This is a genomic window from Acinetobacter sp. SwsAc4 (assembly GCF_013391535.1).
Lineage (GTDB): Bacteria > Pseudomonadota > Gammaproteobacteria > Pseudomonadales > Moraxellaceae > Acinetobacter.
The window spans coordinates 1-17,536 of sequence record NZ_JACAXC010000017.1; the positions used below are offsets into that span (position 1 = coordinate 1).

Consider the following 17,536-nt stretch of genomic DNA (forward strand, 5'->3'; position numbering starts at 1 on the left):
TTGTTCCACTTTAGATATTTGTTTAAGATGAGATGTAACTCATTGAAATGTGTCATCATATTCGTCGTCAGAAAACAAGTATTATGCCATTATTTCAATGAGTTGTCTTTTTTTGTCGTGTACAAAGCAATCTCTTATAGAAAAATAATCATGTCAAAACAATTAGATCAACTGATTCAAAGCCATAATATTATCTTGTTCGATGGCGTGTGTGTTCTTTGCTCAGCATGGGCAAATTTTATGATCAAGCATGATCTACGTTATCAATTCAAACTCGTTTCTGTGCAATCAGATTTGGGGCAACAGATCTTAAAAAAGTATCATTTTCCAACTGACCATTTTGAAACCATGCTCTTACTTGAGAAGGGACAATTATTCACTGAATCAACGGCTTTCTTACGCGTGATGGAATCCCTTGATTTTCCTTACAACACATTACGATATGGCAAGTTTGTTCCAAAATTTGTACGTGACTTTACTTATCGACGTATTGCCCTTAATCGTTATCAACTTTTTGGTAAGACTGAAGATTGCTATGTGATTCAAGCAAGTGATAAACAGCATTTTTTATTGGATGATGTTTTAAGATGAGAAATGCTGAACTTACAATTGCACAGATTTTAAAATTCTGTCAGCTGATTATTGCATTTCTTTGGATTTATCAAGGTTTAATTCCTAAATTAATTTTTCAGGTAGAGGGTGAACAATACGTTTGGCAACAATTACATATTCCTGAGGTGTATATACCATGGTTAGTCTCGCTTTCAGGGATTGGCGAGGTCATTTTTGGTATTCTCTTTCTGTTTATAAGACATCAATATTTGCACTGGCTCAGCATTTTGAGTTTAGTTGGGTTATTTATTTTGATTTTATTCATTTATCCAAATCAAATTTACCAAGCATTTAATCCCGTCGTGATGAATATTGCATTAGGGAGTCTTTCGCTGATTTCAATCTGGTGCCTCAACGCAAAGACTCATACTAAGCCCTAATGAAATGTCCTTCACGAATACAATAAAATGGATTGACTAATTTAGATGAAGATTTCATTGCTTGCTGTAACTCATGTTCAGGAGCATTGCGGTCTTCATCGGTAAGTTGGAAAGTTCGAAAATGAATGGCCAATGAACGATGCGCATGCAAATCTAAATGCGCGTGAAAAGCATCTTGTGGATTCATATGCACATATCGCATTAACTTTCGTGGCTCATAAGCACCTATGGGTAATAGTGCAATACGTGCATCACCATATCGCTCATGTATTTGTTTGAAGTGCCCTGCGTAACCTGTATCACCCGCAAAGAAACAATGTCCTGTCTTTGCTAGAAGCGAAAAACCACCCCATAAAGCTCTATTTTGATCCCGTGCCCCACGTCCAGAAGCATGTTGTGCTGGGGTATAGGCTATCTTGATTTCGTCATGAAAAGGAATCTCTTGCCACCAATCCATTTCAATCACATGTAAATGTTTTGCTAAGTAGTAACCATTACCTAAACCCGTATAAATCGGCATTTTAAATTTCTGATGCAGCCACTCCAACGTTGCCAAGTCCATATGGTCATAATGATTATGGCTTAGTAGTACTGCATGAATCGTTGGAAGCTTTTCTAAAGCGATGCCTGCTGGGCAAACTCGTTGCGGGCCTTGACCTTGCTTTGGGCTCACATAGTCACACCAGACAGGATCGGTTAAGAAGTTGTAAGGGCCTATTTGGATGAGAACGGTTGCATGTCCTACAAACCAAATCTGCCAATTATTTAAATCTGCGTGTGGTCTATTTTGTGGTAACTCAAGCATTTGATTACGCAAATTAGCTTCATGCGCGCGATCAACATTCCAAGTATAAGATTTTCGTGTCGCTAGCCATTTAAATAAACCTTTACGGTCAAACGGTGTAAGCGGTTTTTCTAAATTATAAAAACGATCAATACCACAATGATCGGAAGGCTCATGTGGAAATGGAGGTTTCCCCCAAGTATGGCTCAAGCAAGATTGGGTCGGCAATTGATAGGTTAATGTCGGCTTATCTTTCATGTACTTCTTCTTTGCTGGAATTGAATCGCACAAAATTCCGATAGAATTGGGATAATGAGCAGTCCTTTACTCTAACTTTTAAAATCAATCTAATTGTATGATTTTTTAGAGGGTTTAACTGCCTCTAAACAATCGAACTTGATCCTAACATAAGCTTGTTAGTTATGCTGATTTTATCCAGTCGAGTCAATACAATTTTAGGGTACATATCAAACTTTTCCACTATATAGCTTATATAGTTTTTTTATGTCTCTAATACATTTTTTATATTTTAAGAGAAAGTATATTGTTTACAAAAACAGCTATTATATAATGCAGACCGAGAAGTACTTTCTAACACTCATACTTTACAATAATAGTAAGACATATTTGGATCAGTCTAATGGAATTACGCCATTTACGTTACTTTATTACTGTTGCCGAGGAATTAAGCTTCAGTAAGGCTGCGGTAAAACTGCATACAGCCCAACCCTCTTTAAGCCAACAAATCAAAGATTTAGAGGATGATATTGGTGTTCAATTATTTTATCGCACCAAACGTAAAGTTGAATTGACTGAGGAAGGTCTCGTTTTTTTAGAACAAGCACGCTTAACCTTAACCCAAGCGGACAAAGCCATTACTATGGCGCGACAAGTTGCGGCAGCAAAAGTACAATGCCTAAGAATCGGATTTGTACCTTCTGCTGAAATTAGAATTTTTCCCTATATTTTCCCTAGGTTACGTGTAAAAACTCCTAAACTGCAAATCAACACCTTAAACTTAAAAGAAAGTGATCAAATCGCAGAATTAAAAAAAGGTGATTTAGACATTATTTTTATTAATCAAGACTTTCAAAATGAATATTTTGCCAGTCAATTGGTTTTGAAAGAACCGTTAATTTTTATCTTGCCGAAACAGCATCCTTTAGTGGAGTTTAATGCGTTAAATATTGAACAACTGAATGGATTGGAACTGACCATCCTATCACATAAACTTTCTCAACCATTGGCTCAAACGATTCTGAAATACAGAGATCAGCATCAAATTAAATTTAAATCGGTCCACGAAACCAACACGATCGCTGAATGTATTCAAGCAGTACATAGTGGTTTGAGTTGCGCGATTTTACCTTCTTATATGCAAGCACTTGCGACGGATCAAATCGCTGTTCGCCCATTAAACCACCCTCTGCCGAGTCTCGATGTATTTATGAGTTTCCATCGCATCTCACCAAGCCAAGCAGCAGAACAATTTTTGGAAGAAATTAGACAAGTTTTCGAACTAGAACAGTTAGCACTTTATGCAAGCTAAGAAAAAAGCCGATTTAAACTAGCTTTGAGTTTGTCTACTTAGGCTTGCTCACTAAAAAACGCCACAAATTTTTGATAACTTTCACGCTGTTTTATATTTTCTAATCAGATTTTATCTCTACACCCAACATTTTGTTGGTCGATGCTGCTTCTATTCGCTCACAGGCAACCCCCAGTTCAATGAGCAACCAATCAACAACCACACCTCGAGACTGAGTATTTGTATAAAATGTAAGTGCCATTTTTTATATTTCCGTGTTTATTGGTGTTATTAAAATTTAATCGTTCACATTGTCAGTTTTTCTCAGTAGTCGAACGGCATACTTCCTGAGCCCACCATTGTTGAAAAAGTTGTTGTTTGAATTGTGGATAAAGTTCTTGGCTTAAACTTAGATTTTGCATACGATCAAGTCGAAAATTTCGGAAATCATTACGTAATTCACACCAAGCAGCGAGCACAATCTTGTCATTAAAATAACCAAGCGCAAACGGCTAAACTGTTCTCGCACTGGTACGTTGCTGTTCATCAACATAATCAAAGAAAATTTTAACTTGAGATCGAATCGACACTCTGACTTGCTCAACCAATATTTGATTGACAGCTAACCATACGTTAAACGCTACGCTGACTGATCTGCAAACGCTCAGCCAAAACGACTTGTGCGGTGACTGGAGAACGATATTGTCGAAGTAATTGTAATAAATTCAGTAATCGAATAGCACGACTCATGCTATCCCTATTGTATTATGGATGATGAGAAAATCAGCTTTCTCACCATCTTATCTTTGCAAATAATGTGAATCGCTTAACTTTCACTAATCGCTGCACGTTCTAAGATTGTTTGCAAATAAGCATGTAAATCCTGCACATTATGAGCAATCGTTAAAGGCTGGTATTGTTGCAAAGTTTCAATACTATGCACCCCATAGCTGACGCCAATACGTTGCATATTCAGATTTTCTGCCATTTCTAAATCGTAACTGGTATCCCCCACCATAATGGCGCATTCAACTGCTACATCCAACTCAGCAAGAATCTCCTGCAACATCAATGGATCAGGTTTAGACTTGGTTTCACTGGCTGCACGAGTAGTATCAAAAATCTGATGACTATTGGTTTGACTTAATACACGATCTAAACCTTTACGACTTTTACCCGTCGCAACTGCAAGCTTGATCCCTTGTTGTTTTAAGTCAGCCAACAACTCTGCCACACCACTAAACCATGCATCGCCTTTTGAATTTGCAACATAATGATCTGCATAACATTGCAAAATATCTTGCTGCAAATCTGGAACCTGCGGAAATAAGATTTGCATGACTTCGGGCAAACCCAAGCCAATGATACTTTTTGCGGCATCATCCGTTAAAGGTTGCTCAAATTGCTGTGCTGCATATTGCAGACTTGCTACGATTTGTCCAACCGAATCGAATAAAGTGCCATCCCAGTCAAAAATCACCAGTTCGATATTTTGACTCATTTCTGTTTTCTCAATTCATTGATCACTTGTTGCATATCTTCTGGCATTGGCGCTTCAATGCTTGGATAGTTTGGAATGTCTAAACGCATGGCATGTAGGCATAAACGACGTGCTTCAGGGCCTTTATAGTCTGTATTATGTCCATATTTATCATCCCCAACTAAAGGATGACCAATACTTAAACCATGTACACGGATTTGATGAGTACGTCCCGAAAGCGGTGACGCATGCACCAAAGTTGCTGTCTTAAAACGTTCAACCACTTTCCAGTCAGTCTTACTCGGCTTACCGTCTTTGGTCACACGGACACGTCGCTCACCATTCGCAAGTTCATAACGAAGCAAAGGCGCATCAATCAATTGCTGATCCAAACTCACTTGCCCTTTAACGATTGCTGCATAGGTCTTTTTAATCTTATGCTCACGCAATAAGTCCTGAAGTAACTTGAGGGTACTTCGCTTCTTACTAATCATCACTAGACCTGAGGTATCACGGTCAATACGATGAATTAATTCTAAATATTTTTTGCCTGTCGCAGCACGCATGGCTTCGATTAAACCATAAGCCACACCACTGCCGCCATGAACAGCAATCCCAGACGGTTTATTCACTACTAATAAGCCTTCATCTTCGTAAACCACACGACTAAGCAGGCTTTGCGCCACGCCATCACTCACTGGTGCCGTGCTTTCATCCTTTTGTTCATAACGAATTGGTGCGACACGAATCTGATCGCCAATATTCAAACGCGTTTCTGCTTTTATTCTTTTTTTGTTGACACGTACTTGTCCTTCACGAATCAAACGGTAGATTCGACTTTTCGGAACACCTTTTAATCGGGTAAATAAAAAATTATCTATTCGCTGCCCGTCTTGATGCTCATCCACGTCAAACCAAGTGACACTTTGCCATTGTTGTGTAGAATTCATACGCTCGATTAATCCAAGATTTGCTAAATATGATTAAAAATTGATCATTTAACTAAGTTATTTCACAAGAAACCTAAACTTAGCCCATAGGCAGATGCCGCAAGGTTTGATATATTCAGCGCACGGATACCACCGTAAGTGAGCATCAGATCAGAAATTTTATTTAGATAAAATTTTAAATCGACGAGATACTCACCAATAACTCGGATAGGTCCTAAAGAATTATGCCGACGCCGAAGGCTTATTATATCGGCAAAATGACAAACTGTTGCGTTTAATTGTGCATCAGCACATACAGTTTGTTCAGAAAAAATATGTTGCCAACAAATTTGTTGGTTATTAAACGTAAACTGATCCACATCAGACAATTTGCTCCATGATGTCGCATTCAGGCTAAAGCGTTGATGCATTGGAACTGCTAAGCAGAGATACGATGATCATTCCGTATCACGAGACTTCCAGGTGGATCGACTTCAATGCTTAATGACAGTGAAAGTCACCATCCAATGCACCGCTCACCCGCCAGTGAAGCGTCTAGGAACTTTGATTATGCTGGGTCTAACGATATTTCACAGATGCAAAACATGGATGAAATATCATTAGACTGAAGATTAAGGCACTATTGCTGACATCGAAATAAACGTATCAAAGCACAAACTGAATATTTACAGTCAGTGGTTTCAGAGCATCATGTACAAAGCTGCTTCTGAATCTTGATCGCGCCAATTTGATGTTTGCTCAAAAGTATCGGGCTGATTGTTTGTGTGCATCACTATTAGGTGTCACACCCATGAAACGTATGTTGATTAATGCAACCCACGCCGAAGAAGTTCGCGTTGCACTGATTACTGGTAATCGTCTTTACGATTTCGATTTAGAAAATCGTACTCGTGAACAAAAAAAATCAAATATTTATAAAGGTCATGTCACTCGCGTTGAACCTTCTTTAGAAGCAGTTTTCGTTGAGTACGGCGCACAGCGTCAAGGCTTTTTATCTATGCGAGAAATTGCAAACTCGTATTTCAAAGCGGATCCTCGTCAAACTTCAAATATTCGTGAACTCATCACTGAAGGCACAGAATTATTGGTTCAAGTCGAAAAAGAAGAGCGCGGTAACAAAGGTGCTGCGCTTTCTACTTTTATTTCTCTTGCAGGCCGTTATTTAGTACTTATGCCAAACAACCCGAAAGGTGGCGGTATTAGCCGTCAGATTTCAGGTTCTGTGCGCGAAGAACTCAAAGAAATTTTATCTTCTCTAAATGTACCTCGTGGCATGAGCGTCATTGTTCGTACCGCAGGTATCGGTCGCACCCAAGAAGAACTTCAACTGGATTTACAACATTTGTTGGATCTTTGGGCTCAAATTCAAAGCTCTGCAAGTTCAGGTCCATCACCAATGCTTGTTCACCAAGAAGCAGGGGTAGTGACGCGTGCTATTCGTGATTACTTACGTGATGATGTTGCAGAAATCCTGATTGATAGTGAACAAGCTTATAACGAAGCCTATAACTTCGTAAAAGCAGTCATGCCACGCCAACTTGATAAGTTAAAAACTTATACCTTGAATGAGCCTCTATTTGCTCACTTCGGTATCGAAAGCCAAATTCAAACCGCTTATGAACGTGAAGTTAAACTTCCGTCTGGTGGTTCAATCGTGATTGATCAAACTGAAGCTTTAGTTTCAATCGATATTAACTCGGCGAAATCAACACGTGGTCATGATGTTGAAGAAACTGCTTTAAACACCAACTTGGAAGCAGCTGAAGAAATCGCACGTCAACTTCGTTTGCGTGATATTGGCGGTTTAGTCGTAATCGATTTTATTGACATGACCAAAGACCGTAACCAACGTATGGTTGAAGCGAAATTACGTGAAGCAACGCAAAGTGACCGCGCACGTATCCAGTTCGGTCAACTGTCACGTTTTGGCCTCATGGAAATGAGCCGTCAACGTTTACGCCCTTCTTTAGAAGAAGCGACTGGCTACGTTTGCCCACGCTGTCATGGCACAGGTATGGTACGTGACTTACGTTCATTGTCACTTTCGATTATGCGCAAGGTCGAAGAAATTGCTTTACGTGAGCGTCAAGGTGAAGTTCAAGTTGAAGTGCCTGTGGAAATCGCGGCATTCCTGTTGAATGAAAAGCGTCACAGTCTGGTATATCTGGAGCAAACCTCCAATGTGCGTGTCACCATTTTGCCGCATCCACATTTAGAAACGCCACACTATGAAATTCAGTACAATCCAGCAGGCTTTGCTCCATCGAGTTATGAACGTACTGAAGCAACCCGTTCAAGTGAAAAAGAATTGGGGTATGAGTCTTCTGAATGGCATTTAGAAGAAGCAGAGCATCACCATGCAGCACCTGCACAAAATAATGCAGCCGCACAGCAAAAGAAAGCCACTCAACAACAAGCTGCTCAACCTAAGCAAGCACAACAAGCTGTTGCACAAAAATCAGCAAGCCCTTGCGCATGGTTAGAGAACTTATTCGTTCAAAAGCAAGCACAAACGATTGATCAATCACGTTCTGCACAAAATGCTGCCGCAGCAATTGAACAAATGATTAATAACGGTGCAGTCAGCCGTGGTCAGTTTGGTCAAATGAATACACCTGCTGCTATCACTGAGACTGCAGCACCAACCGTCAATAATGCTTATATTTCACAATCACCCGTGAAACAAGAAGCACGCGAAACATTTGAGAAAGATGAAAAAGCTCATCGCCCAAATCAATCGCAAAATCCGAAGAAACGTAAACATAAAGAACAACGTGAACATCATTCACATGCACATGCACATGAACAACAAAATCAAGTGCAGGAAGAAAATGTTCAAGTTTCTTCTCGTCAAGAGCAACCATCACGTCAAGAACAACGTGAGTTAAAGCGTCAGCAAAAACGTCAGCAACCACAAGAACATCAAAACCAACAGCAGCATCAAGATGCTGGACATGGTAATGATACAAGCGCGTTGCCACGTCGTGATCGCAATAACCAACAGCGTCCAAATCGACCAAACCGTCATCGTGACCAAAGTGTTTTAAATGAAACTGCTGCCGCTACACCTGAAACTGTAGCGAGTCCTCAACAAATTAAAGTTGATGTGATTGATGCACCTCGCGCAGAACCAATCAACACAGCATTGATCGTAAATATTGATCAAGGTCAAAGTGAAATTGTTGCATTAAATCAACAACAGGCTAAGCCAGTTACAAAAACTGGAACAGCACCTGTTGCTGTAGAGCAAACTGAAGTCCTTGAACCTGTTCAAACAGAACAAGTGGCTACAGAAGTTGAAGAAGTGACATCAACTGAAGCTGCTCCAGCACCTGTAAAACGTGCTAGCAATGATCCACGTTCACGTCGTCGTCATCGTGATTCACAATCATCGCCTAAAGCCGTTGTGCCTAAAGTTGTACCGTCACAAATTCCAACATTAGCTCAATACACGATGAGTAGCCTGATTCGTCATGTATATGGTGAAGATTGTACTATTTTGATTGAGCAATTCGGCTTGGTGACAACATTTAATCGTGCATTACAAAAGTTTGCTGAGCAATATGCAAATACTTTAGTGGTTGAAGCTGTTGCTGAAGAAAAACGTCCCGTAACTCGTGATGCTGAACTTCCAACTCAAAAGCAAACTGAAGAAGTTGAACCTGCACCTGTATTGGCACTAACTCCACCAGAAGCACCTGCTACTCGTGTTGCAAATGATCCACGCGAACGTCGTCGCTTGGCTAAACTTGCCGCTGAACAAGCTAAGGAAGCTCATATCGCTGCAAATACGACTGCTGCACCTGTTGAAAGCACTGAATCGAAAGAAGAAGTGCCAGAAACAGTCGTTAATATTGTTGCAGATGAAACAGTAGCCACTACACCAGCGCAACAACCACTAGAACTAGACAGTACTGATGTTACGCCAGCAGAAGCCGCACCAGTTGAAGCTTCTGAGCCAGTAACATCGACTGAAACAGCTGAAGTTGAAATCGTAGCTGAAACGGTTTCTGAAACGACTGAAACTGTTCAAGCTGTTGAAAAAGCTGAGCCAACTGAAGCAGAACTAGAGGATGAAGCAGTGAAGGCAGAAAAGGAAAAATCTAGCCGTCCTCGTCGCCCTCGTGGAAGACCCCCTAAAAAGAGCACAACTGGCAATGAATAATTTGCTAAATTGCACTCAATAAGGCAAAGCCTAGTCATTTCGATGACTAGGCTTTTTTGTTATTTTGTCAGATTAGGTTGATTGCTCTAGGAACTTACCAGTAAAAACAGCATCAACAACAATGATGTTAATGGTTGTGTTCTAACAGATAGCCATTTTTGGACTGATCGAAAAATAAACAGGATTGATATGAGCCAAACTACGCAGACCGATATTATTACCCTTAGTGATGTTGCTACTCGACTTCCAAACTTCATCACCAAAGTACCTCATATCCTCAATGGACTTAAACAAGCATATATACGAACGCCAACTTCACCTGCTGGTTTAGGCATTGCCTTTGAAAAAGCAGTCAAGCGTAACCCTCAAGGCATAGCTCTGTTATTTGAAGATCAAAGTTACAGCTACCAAGCACTAAATGAATGGGCCAACCAAATTGCGCATTACTATTTATCGCTTGGTGCTAAAAAGGGTGATGTCATTGCAGTGATGGTTGAAAACCGTCCTGAACTGATTGCTACGATTGTTGCTTTAGCTAAAATTGGTGTCACGATCGCACTCGTAAACACATCACAAGTCGGTAAAATCCTCGCTCATAGCATTAATTTGGTTAATCCAATTGCAGTGATTGCAGGTGAAGAAGTCCGTGCTGCGATTGATGAAGCTCGCACAGAATTAAAAGTTGCTCAAGATCGTTTCCACTGGTTTGCTGATCTAGAAACACGAAAAAATGCAGGGATTGCACCACAAGGTTATGTGAACCTTGCGCAACAAATTGACCAATTTCCAAAATTCAATCCATCGACTACCCGCACCGTGACAGGTAAAGATGGTTTGTTCTACATCTATACCTCTGGTACAACGGGCCTACCAAAAGCTGTTATTTTCACACATAGCCGTTGGACTCTAGCTTACGGTACCTATGGACATATCCTTAACCTCGGTAAAGATGATGTGATGTACGTGACCCTCCCGCTTTACCATGCAACGGGAGTTGTGGTGTGCTGGTGTGGTGTGATTGCAGGCAGTGCAACCCTTGCCGTACGCCGAAAGTATTCAACTAGCGCATTCTGGAAAGATGTACAGAAATTCAATGCCTCTGCAATTGGTTATGTCGGTGAACTGTGTCGTTACCTCATCGATGCGCCTGCAACTGAACAGGATCGTGCCCATCGTGTTACCAAAATGATTGGTAACGGTATGCGTCCAAACATTTGGGGTAAGTTCAAAGAACGCTTTGGCGTGCAAGAAGTACTTGAACTTTATGCATCAAGTGAAGGCAATGTTGGTTTTAGTAATATCTTTAACTTTGACAATACAGTTGGCTTCTCTCCAACACCATACGCGATCGTTGAATTTAATAAAGAAAAGAATGAATTAGTTCGCGATAAGAAAGGCCACTGCAAGAAAGTCAAAACAGGTGAGGTTGGCTTACTGATTGGTAAGATCACTAGCCGTTCACCATTTGATGGCTACACCGATCCAGAAAAGAACAAATCTGTGATTTTAAAAGATGTGTTTAACAAGGGTGATTCATACTTCAATACGGGTGATCTGGTTCGTGACATCGGTTTCCGCCACGCACAGTTTGTGGACCGTTTAGGCGACACTTTCCGATGGAAAGGTGAAAACGTATCCACCACCGAAGTTGAAAACATGGTGTGCGAATACGATAAGATTGCAGAAGCTGTGGTATATGGGGTAGAGATTCCAAATACCAATGGTCGTGCAGGTATGGCAGCAATTACTTTGGTTGATGGTGCAGAGCTTAACGAAACTGATCTAAGCGCTATGGTAAATGTATTTAAAAAATGCTTACCATCATATGCAATTCCAGTATTTTTACGCATTCAAGCCAAAGTAGAAACCACTGGAACATTTAAGTATCAAAAAAATAAACTGAAAGAAGACTCATTTAATCCGAGCAAAACATCTGAACGTTTATTGGTTTTATTGCCAGGTACAAACAGCTATAGTGATGTAAATACTGAAATCTTTGATAACATTCAAAGCTATCAGTACCGTTTCTAGTTTATTTTTTAGCTAAACAAGAGGAAATCGTGCTTTTTATAAACAATCATGCAGATGTTTTTAAATTTCCTCTTGTGTTAGCTGAATAAGTTGCTAGAATACGCAACATCAAAACGAGATGGGTCGTTAGCTCAGTTGGTAGAGCAGCGGACTTTTAATCCGTTGGTCCCGCGTTCGAGTCGCGGACGACCCACCATTTAATGTTTTGAACCCCTATGGGTCGTTAGCTCAGTTGGTAGAGCAGCGGACTTTTAATCCGTTGGTCCCGCGTTCGAGTCGCGGACGACCCACCAGATTCTAAAAAACCTCATCATTTATGATGAGGTTTTTTATTTTGTGCGAACTATCTTTCTAAAAGATGACAACAACGATTAGATTACTTTAAGCATCCTTGCTCAAAGTAATCTTACACCTAAATTATAAAAAACTTTCCAATACCGAATTTAAAAAGATATGCCCCTGCTCTGTGCAAGTAATTCGATTCACATCAGCGACCAAAAGTTTTTTGTCACGTAATTGATTCAGCGTCTCATTGATATCTTGCAAATCAAGCCCTGTGCGTTGAGTATAAAATTTCGCATCTACCCCATCATTTAAACGCAAAGCATTCATCATAAATTCAAATGGCAACTCATCTGCTTCGATACGTTTCATTTGCATATGTTCAGCAGGTACCTTAGCCAAATAATCTTTTGGCAGCCGTGTCTTTTGAAAACGATAAATACCCTCTGGGCGAGTCACTTTGCCATGTGCTCCTGCGCCAATCGCCAAGTAATCACCAAACTTCCAATAATTCAAATTATGTGCTGAGGGTTTTTCTTTACGCCATGCTGAGACTTCGTAATTGATAAAACCATTCGCTTTTAAATAAGCCTCACCCCATTCTTGGATATGTTCTAAAACTTCATCTTGTGGCAATACGGGTTGGGTTCTAAAGAACACCGTATTTGGCTCAATGGTCAGTTGATACCAACTAATATGTGTTGCACCCTGTTCTACAGCTAATCTAAGGTCATTTAAAGCCTGTTCTTGCGTTTGCTGTGGTAAACCATGCATGAGATCAACATTAACGCGCTCAAAGCCTGCTTGACGCGCTTGTTGGATCGCATCTAAAGCATTATTCGCAGTATGAATACGACCCAGTCGCTGTAAATGCTCAGGATCAAAACTTTGTACACCTAATGATAAACGGTTGATGCCAACAGCAAGATAATCCGCAAATGGATCATGTTCAACCGTTCCAGGATTAGCTTCCAATGTGATTTCACAATCAACCTCAAAGTCTAATCGCGCCTTTAATTGACCAAATAACCACTGATAGCCTTGTGCTGAAATTAAAGACGGCGTTCCACCACCAATAAATACGCTATGAATTGACCGACCTTGCGCCATTTCAATTTGAGTCTCAAAGTCAGCCACCAGTGCCTCAAGATATTGTTGCTCTAAATCCACAGACAATTCCCCATCAGGAACAGCATGTGAATTGAAGTCACAATAAGGGCATTTACGCACACACCAAGGCATATGGATATAAAGTGAAAGTGGAATATTTGCTGGATTTAAATGACTCAAAATAGAAGCTCAACAACAGAACCCTTTTATTTTAACATGACTCTATCAATCCGCTTATTATCATCACTTCACTATTCGGTTAGACTGAAACAACGAAGAACAATTAGATTGATAAAATGATCAAAATTACCAGCCAACTGCTATTTATTCTTCCCCTTGCATTAGGTGTCGGTATTGCAATGGCATTTCAAACTGCAATTAATTCACAACTCAGAGAATATTTACACTCACCTCTTCAAGCTGCCTTACTCTCTTTTTTGGTAGGAACAATTGTGCTTGCATGTATGGTTTATTTTCAAAACACAGCAAAACCCAGTCTTGGAGAACTGTCGCAAATTCCATGGTTTTTGTGGATAGGTGGATGTCTTGGGGTTTATGCCATCAGCATGAGCATTTATACTGCACCCAAACTCGGTTTTTTAACTTTTTCAGGCTTAGTTATTTTCGGCCAATTGGCCATTTCAATGTTACTTGACCATTTCGGCTGGTTAGGTACAGAAAAAACACCTGTCAATTGGCAACGTCTTGTCGGCAGTATTGTCATTTTTATTGGTGTGATATTCACTCTACAACGCTAATTCTCCCTCAATCAATAAGAGTATTTTTTGTGTCTCACGCGACAACCAAGCGGTTTGAACTTAAGAAATTATTTCATTTAATGTTTCCGATCTTGATCACCCAATTTGCTCAGGCTGGGCTTGGTCTTATTGATACCATCATGGCAGGTCATCTTTCTGCTGCTGATTTGGCAGCAATTGCTGTCGGTGTTGGTCTATGGATTCCAATTATGTTGTTATTTGCAGGAATCATGATCGCAACAACACCTTTAGTCGCTGAAGCGCGCGGTGCAAGAACCCCAGAGAAAATTCCGACTATTGCACGTCAATCCTTATGGGTTGCGGTCATCCTCGGCATCGTTGCTATGTTGATTTTGCAATGTATGCCGATGTTTTTACCCCTGTTTGGAGTACCTGAAAGTTTATTACCGAAAGCAAGCCTGTTTTTACATGCGATTGGCTTTGGTATGCCTGCGGTGATGATGTACGCAGCATTACGTAGTTATTCTGAAGCCTTAGGACATCCACGACCTGTCACTGCGATTAGCTTAATTGCCTTATTGGTCCTGATTCCATTGAACTTTATTTTTATGTACGGTTTGGGACCTATCCCTGCTTTAGGGAGTGCGGGTTGTGGCTTTGCAACGGCAATATTACAGTGGCTGATGTTTATTACACTGGCGATTTACATTTCAAAAGCTAAGGCTTATAAACAAGCGCCCATTTTCACAAAATGGGAAAAAATTGATCCTGTATGGGTAAAACGCATCTTAAAACTGGGGCTGCCGATTGGTCTAGCTGTATTTTTTGAGGTGAGTATTTTCAGCACAGGCGCGATTGTCCTGAGCCCACTCGGTGAAAATGCAATTGCGGCGCATCAGATTGCAATTTCTGTGACTTCACAATTGTTTATGATCCCATTATCTCTTGCCATTGCACTCACGATTCGTGTGGGCACTTATTATGGAGAGAAAAATTGGTATGCGATGCGCCAAGTTCAAAAAGTAGGCTTGATTAGCGCAACCGTTTTTGCTGCTTTGACCATGACACTGATTGCCGTAGCGCGCCCCTATATCGTGGCAATCTATACCAATGATATTCATGTTATTCCTGTCGCGATGTATCTGTTGTGGTTCGCAATGGCGTATCAACTAATGGATGCATGGCAAGTAAGCGCTGCAGGCTGCCTACGTGGCATGCAAGACACGCAAGCACCGATGTGGATTACCCTGATGGCATACTGGGTGATTGCTTTCCCCATCGGTTTATATTTGGCACGTTATACAATTTGGGGAGTAGCAGGTGTTTGGTTAGGATTGATTATCGGTTTAAGCATTGCCTGTGTATTCTTGATTGGTCGCTTATATTTAAACAATAAACGATTAGCGCAACACATTAATCTCAACTCATAAAAACTTAATGCTGGTTTAATTTTTTAATTGAAAGATGACAAGGATGTCATCTTTCAATTTGATCAAAATGTGCGATCAATCTAATAAAAACTTTGGCTAAATCTTAAAAGATCGGGCTAGATTACATCTAAAGATTCCAACCGATAGATGCCCAATACATCCTGTAAGATCTAATCCATTCCCAATATCTACTTACATCCCTTAACATTTCCATCTAGGCAATTTAAGTTTTGTCGCCTATGATCAGGATATCACTTTGAAACTGAATCGAATGAGGTCAAGCGAATATGGCAAAACATGCAAGCTCTCCCAGTAGACGTTTTTTAAAACTGGCTGGTATGACCGCAAGTATTGCCAGCAAAAGCGTTGCCAACTCCATTCGTAATCTCACCGCAGATGAAGAACAAAAAAACGCAGCACGCAGCCAACTATTTCAAGATATTGGCTTACAGATTGCCGATACATTGGGTGAAATGAAAGGTGCAGTGATGAAAGTCGGGCAGATCGCCTCACAATACAAAGACATTTTCCCACCTGAAGTGGCGAAAGCAATTGCTAAGTTACAACGCCAAGCCCCAGCCATGCCTTTTGCTGAAATCAAGCAGCAAGTCGAAAAAGAGTTGGGCAAACCCTTAAACCAAATTTTTAGCTCTTTTGAAACCGAACCATTTGCAGCAGCTTCGATTGGTCAAGTACATCGTGCGGTACTTCCAAATGGGCAAGCAGTTGTGGTGAAAGTACAATATCCAGGGGTTGACCAAGCCTGTGAAAGTGACTTAAAGCAAGTCCGCCTCGCATTACGCTTAATGGGCGTACTTAAGATTGATAAGAAGCTACAAGATCAACTATTTCAAGAAATTCAGGACAGCCTTTCTGCTGAATTGAACTACGAAATCGAAGCACAAAACCTCGAGGTTTTTAAAATTTTTCATGAGAAGTTGGATAATCAAATCATCATACCAACCGTCTATAAAGATTATTCGTCTCGCCGCGTACTAACGCTGAGCCTTGAACAAGGTGATTCCATTGAAACTGCCAGTACATGGTCAGTTGAAACCCGTAATCAAATCGGTCGTCGTTTGATTCGCGCTTTAGGACAAGAAATGTTTTTCTTGAAGCGTTTTCATTGTGATCCTCATCCGGGCAACTTCGCTTTCCGTGAAGATGGCAGTGTGATTATTTATGATTACGGTAGCGTCAAAACGCTATCCCCTGAAATCATTCAACACTTTAAAGCGTTGGTCAATGCAGCTCGCCAAGAAGATATTGCTCAGGTTGAAGATTTATTGGTTGAACTGCATTCAATTGCTGAAAAGCAGAAATTTCCAACAGAACTGTATACGCAATGGATTGAAATTCTATTACGCCCGTTAAGTACACATTATGATTTTGCCGAAAATTCATCGCATCACGATGGAATGCGACTTGTTAAAAAATCGCTGAAATATTGGGATGTATTTAAACCTTCTCCAGATACGCTCATGGTCAATCGTACGATTTCAGGACATTATTGGAACTTGATTCACCTTAAAGTTCACGACAACTTAAATGATTTATTTGAAGAGCTTGTTCCAAATTACTAAAAAACTGCCCCTTTATTTTTGAATAAAGGGGGTGAAATATTTTACCTACAAGTTATAGATCACTCACTTGAAAGCATTAGAATTGACTCTATATACTGTTATGTTATAACATATCCTGAAATTAGGAGTCATTTAAAATGCGTAAAGATATTCATCCTGCTTATCAACAAGTCTTGTTTCATGATACCAATGCTGATGCCTACTTTTTAATTGGTAGCACACTCCAGACCAAACAAAGCAAAGAATATCAAGGCAAAGTCTATCCATACGTTACCCTAGATATTTCAAGTGCATCGCATCCGTTTTATACAGGTGAAGTACGCCAAGCAAGCAATGAAGGTCGTGTTGCCAGCTTTAACAAACGCTTTGCACGTTTTAATCGCAAGGCTTAATCTAGTTTTAAGCTTTATTGATTAAACTGGCATAATTCGAAGTCTAAGGTTCTATCTCCTCCTCTTAGACTTCTTTTTTTATGCCTAAAT

At 40.3% G+C, this 17,536-nt stretch carries 14 protein-coding genes, 2 tRNA genes and 2 pseudogenes; 11 read left to right on the forward strand and 7 right to left on the reverse strand.

Annotated elements, in window-relative coordinates; translation table 11 throughout:
* The first annotated feature begins 150 nt into the window (after positions 1–150).
* Positions 151–591, forward strand: coding sequence for a thiol-disulfide oxidoreductase DCC family protein (locus HYG88_RS09395; RefSeq protein WP_005162714.1), 441 nt, complete (start codon positions 151–153; stop codon positions 589–591).
* The gene (locus HYG88_RS09400) at positions 588–992 is read left to right on the forward strand and encodes a DoxX-like family protein (protein ID WP_005162717.1); all 405 of its coding nucleotides are present in this window, start codon (positions 588–590) and stop codon (positions 990–992) included. The genes HYG88_RS09395 and HYG88_RS09400 overlap by 4 nt, the downstream gene beginning before the upstream one ends.
* Here the strand turns inward: HYG88_RS09400 and HYG88_RS09405 are convergent.
* Positions 982–2,034: an MBL fold metallo-hydrolase gene (locus tag HYG88_RS09405; protein ID WP_005218487.1), complete on the reverse strand. Its 1,053-nt coding sequence runs from the start codon at positions 2,032–2,034 to the stop codon at positions 982–984. The two genes, HYG88_RS09400 and HYG88_RS09405, sit on opposite strands and share 11 nt — an antisense overlap.
* 382 nt (positions 2,035–2,416) lie before the next feature.
* Here HYG88_RS09405 and HYG88_RS09410 point away from each other — a divergent pair, with 382 nt between their 5' ends.
* Positions 2,417–3,325, forward strand: coding sequence for a LysR substrate-binding domain-containing protein (locus HYG88_RS09410; RefSeq protein WP_178882970.1), 909 nt, complete (start codon positions 2,417–2,419; stop codon positions 3,323–3,325).
* A gap of 115 nt (positions 3,326–3,440) precedes the next feature.
* On the opposite strand, the pseudogene HYG88_RS15280 reads toward HYG88_RS09410, so the two are convergent.
* The 5 genes and pseudogenes from HYG88_RS15280 to HYG88_RS09435 form a co-directional block, all read right to left on the reverse strand.
* Positions 3,441–3,566, reverse strand: a pseudogene (locus HYG88_RS15280) (glutathione S-transferase family protein); the annotation flags it as partial.
* Positions 3,567–3,618: 52 nt separating this feature from the next.
* Positions 3,619–4,054: pseudogene (locus HYG88_RS09420) on the reverse strand (helix-turn-helix transcriptional regulator).
* Positions 4,055–4,130: 76 nt separating this feature from the next.
* Positions 4,131–4,805: an HAD-IA family hydrolase gene (locus tag HYG88_RS09425; RefSeq protein WP_005162725.1), complete on the reverse strand. Its 675-nt coding sequence runs from the start codon at positions 4,803–4,805 to the stop codon at positions 4,131–4,133.
* Complete coding sequence (locus tag HYG88_RS09430) at positions 4,802–5,734, reverse strand: RluA family pseudouridine synthase (protein WP_178882971.1); 933 nt, start codon at positions 5,732–5,734, stop codon at positions 4,802–4,804. Before HYG88_RS09430 ends, HYG88_RS09425 begins: the two co-directional genes overlap by 4 nt.
* Before the next feature lie 62 nt (positions 5,735–5,796).
* Positions 5,797–6,144 (reverse strand): hypothetical protein, encoded by a 348-nt coding sequence (locus HYG88_RS09435; protein ID WP_178882972.1) that lies wholly within the window; start codon positions 6,142–6,144, stop codon positions 5,797–5,799.
* Between the two features lie 380 nt (positions 6,145–6,524).
* On the opposite strand from HYG88_RS09435, the gene HYG88_RS09440 reads away from it, so the two are divergent.
* From HYG88_RS09440 to HYG88_RS09455, 4 genes are all read left to right on the forward strand, one after another.
* On the forward strand, positions 6,525–9,899 hold the full coding sequence (locus tag HYG88_RS09440) for an Rne/Rng family ribonuclease (protein ID WP_178882973.1): 3,375 nt from the start codon (positions 6,525–6,527) through the stop codon (positions 9,897–9,899).
* A gap of 189 nt (positions 9,900–10,088) precedes the next feature.
* A complete protein-coding gene (locus HYG88_RS09445; protein WP_005162736.1) occupies positions 10,089–11,930 on the forward strand; it encodes a long-chain-acyl-CoA synthetase in 1,842 nt (613 codons plus the stop codon).
* Positions 11,931–12,050: 120 nt separating this feature from the next.
* Positions 12,051–12,126 (forward strand) — tRNA-Lys (locus HYG88_RS09450).
* A 21-nt stretch (positions 12,127–12,147) separates the two neighbouring features.
* Positions 12,148–12,223 (forward strand) — tRNA-Lys (locus HYG88_RS09455).
* Between the two features lie 124 nt (positions 12,224–12,347).
* Here the strand turns inward: HYG88_RS09455 and hemW are convergent.
* Positions 12,348–13,502 (reverse strand): radical SAM family heme chaperone HemW, encoded by a 1,155-nt coding sequence (gene hemW, locus HYG88_RS09460; protein WP_178882974.1) that lies wholly within the window; start codon positions 13,500–13,502, stop codon positions 12,348–12,350.
* A gap of 116 nt (positions 13,503–13,618) precedes the next feature.
* Here hemW and HYG88_RS09465 point away from each other — a divergent pair, with 116 nt between their 5' ends.
* The 4 genes from HYG88_RS09465 (at position 13,619) to HYG88_RS09480 (ending at position 17,446) form a co-directional block, all read left to right on the forward strand.
* Entirely contained in the window at positions 13,619–14,080 is a 462-nt protein-coding gene (locus tag HYG88_RS09465) for a DMT family transporter (RefSeq protein ID WP_005162738.1), read from the forward strand.
* 29 nt (positions 14,081–14,109) lie between these two features.
* Positions 14,110–15,471 (forward strand): MATE family efflux transporter, encoded by a 1,362-nt coding sequence (locus HYG88_RS09470; protein WP_005162739.1) that lies wholly within the window; start codon positions 14,110–14,112, stop codon positions 15,469–15,471.
* A gap of 287 nt (positions 15,472–15,758) precedes the next feature.
* Positions 15,759–17,054 (forward strand): AarF/ABC1/UbiB kinase family protein, encoded by a 1,296-nt coding sequence (locus HYG88_RS09475; protein ID WP_005162743.1) that lies wholly within the window; start codon positions 15,759–15,761, stop codon positions 17,052–17,054.
* Positions 17,055–17,191: 137 nt separating this feature from the next.
* A complete protein-coding gene (locus HYG88_RS09480; RefSeq protein ID WP_005162745.1) occupies positions 17,192–17,446 on the forward strand; it encodes a type B 50S ribosomal protein L31 in 255 nt (84 codons plus the stop codon).
* Positions 17,447–17,536 lie beyond the last annotated feature (90 nt).

Excerpts from the sequence above, each read along its gene's own strand:
- HYG88_RS09395 (WP_005162714.1), top strand. The coding sequence starts at position 151 with ATGTCAAAACAATTAGATCAACTGATTCAAAGCCATAATATTATCTTG.
- HYG88_RS09400 (WP_005162717.1), top strand. The coding sequence starts at position 588 with ATGAGAAATGCTGAACTTACAATTGCACAGATTTTAAAATTCTGTCAG.
- HYG88_RS09405 (WP_005218487.1), bottom strand. The coding sequence starts at position 2,034 with ATGAAAGATAAGCCGACATTAACCTATCAATTGCCGACCCAATCTTGC.
- HYG88_RS09410 (WP_178882970.1), top strand. The coding sequence starts at position 2,417 with ATGGAATTACGCCATTTACGTTACTTTATTACTGTTGCCGAGGAATTA.
- HYG88_RS09425 (WP_005162725.1), bottom strand. The coding sequence starts at position 4,805 with ATGAGTCAAAATATCGAACTGGTGATTTTTGACTGGGATGGCACTTTA.
- HYG88_RS09430 (WP_178882971.1), bottom strand. The coding sequence starts at position 5,734 with ATGAATTCTACACAACAATGGCAAAGTGTCACTTGGTTTGACGTGGAT.
- HYG88_RS09435 (WP_178882972.1), bottom strand. The coding sequence starts at position 6,144 with ATGCATCAACGCTTTAGCCTGAATGCGACATCATGGAGCAAATTGTCT.
- HYG88_RS09440 (WP_178882973.1), top strand. The coding sequence starts at position 6,525 with ATGAAACGTATGTTGATTAATGCAACCCACGCCGAAGAAGTTCGCGTT.
- HYG88_RS09445 (WP_005162736.1), top strand. The coding sequence starts at position 10,089 with ATGAGCCAAACTACGCAGACCGATATTATTACCCTTAGTGATGTTGCT.
- HYG88_RS09465 (WP_005162738.1), top strand. The coding sequence starts at position 13,619 with ATGATCAAAATTACCAGCCAACTGCTATTTATTCTTCCCCTTGCATTA.
- HYG88_RS09475 (WP_005162743.1), top strand. The coding sequence starts at position 15,759 with ATGGCAAAACATGCAAGCTCTCCCAGTAGACGTTTTTTAAAACTGGCT.
- HYG88_RS09480 (WP_005162745.1), top strand. The coding sequence starts at position 17,192 with ATGCGTAAAGATATTCATCCTGCTTATCAACAAGTCTTGTTTCATGAT.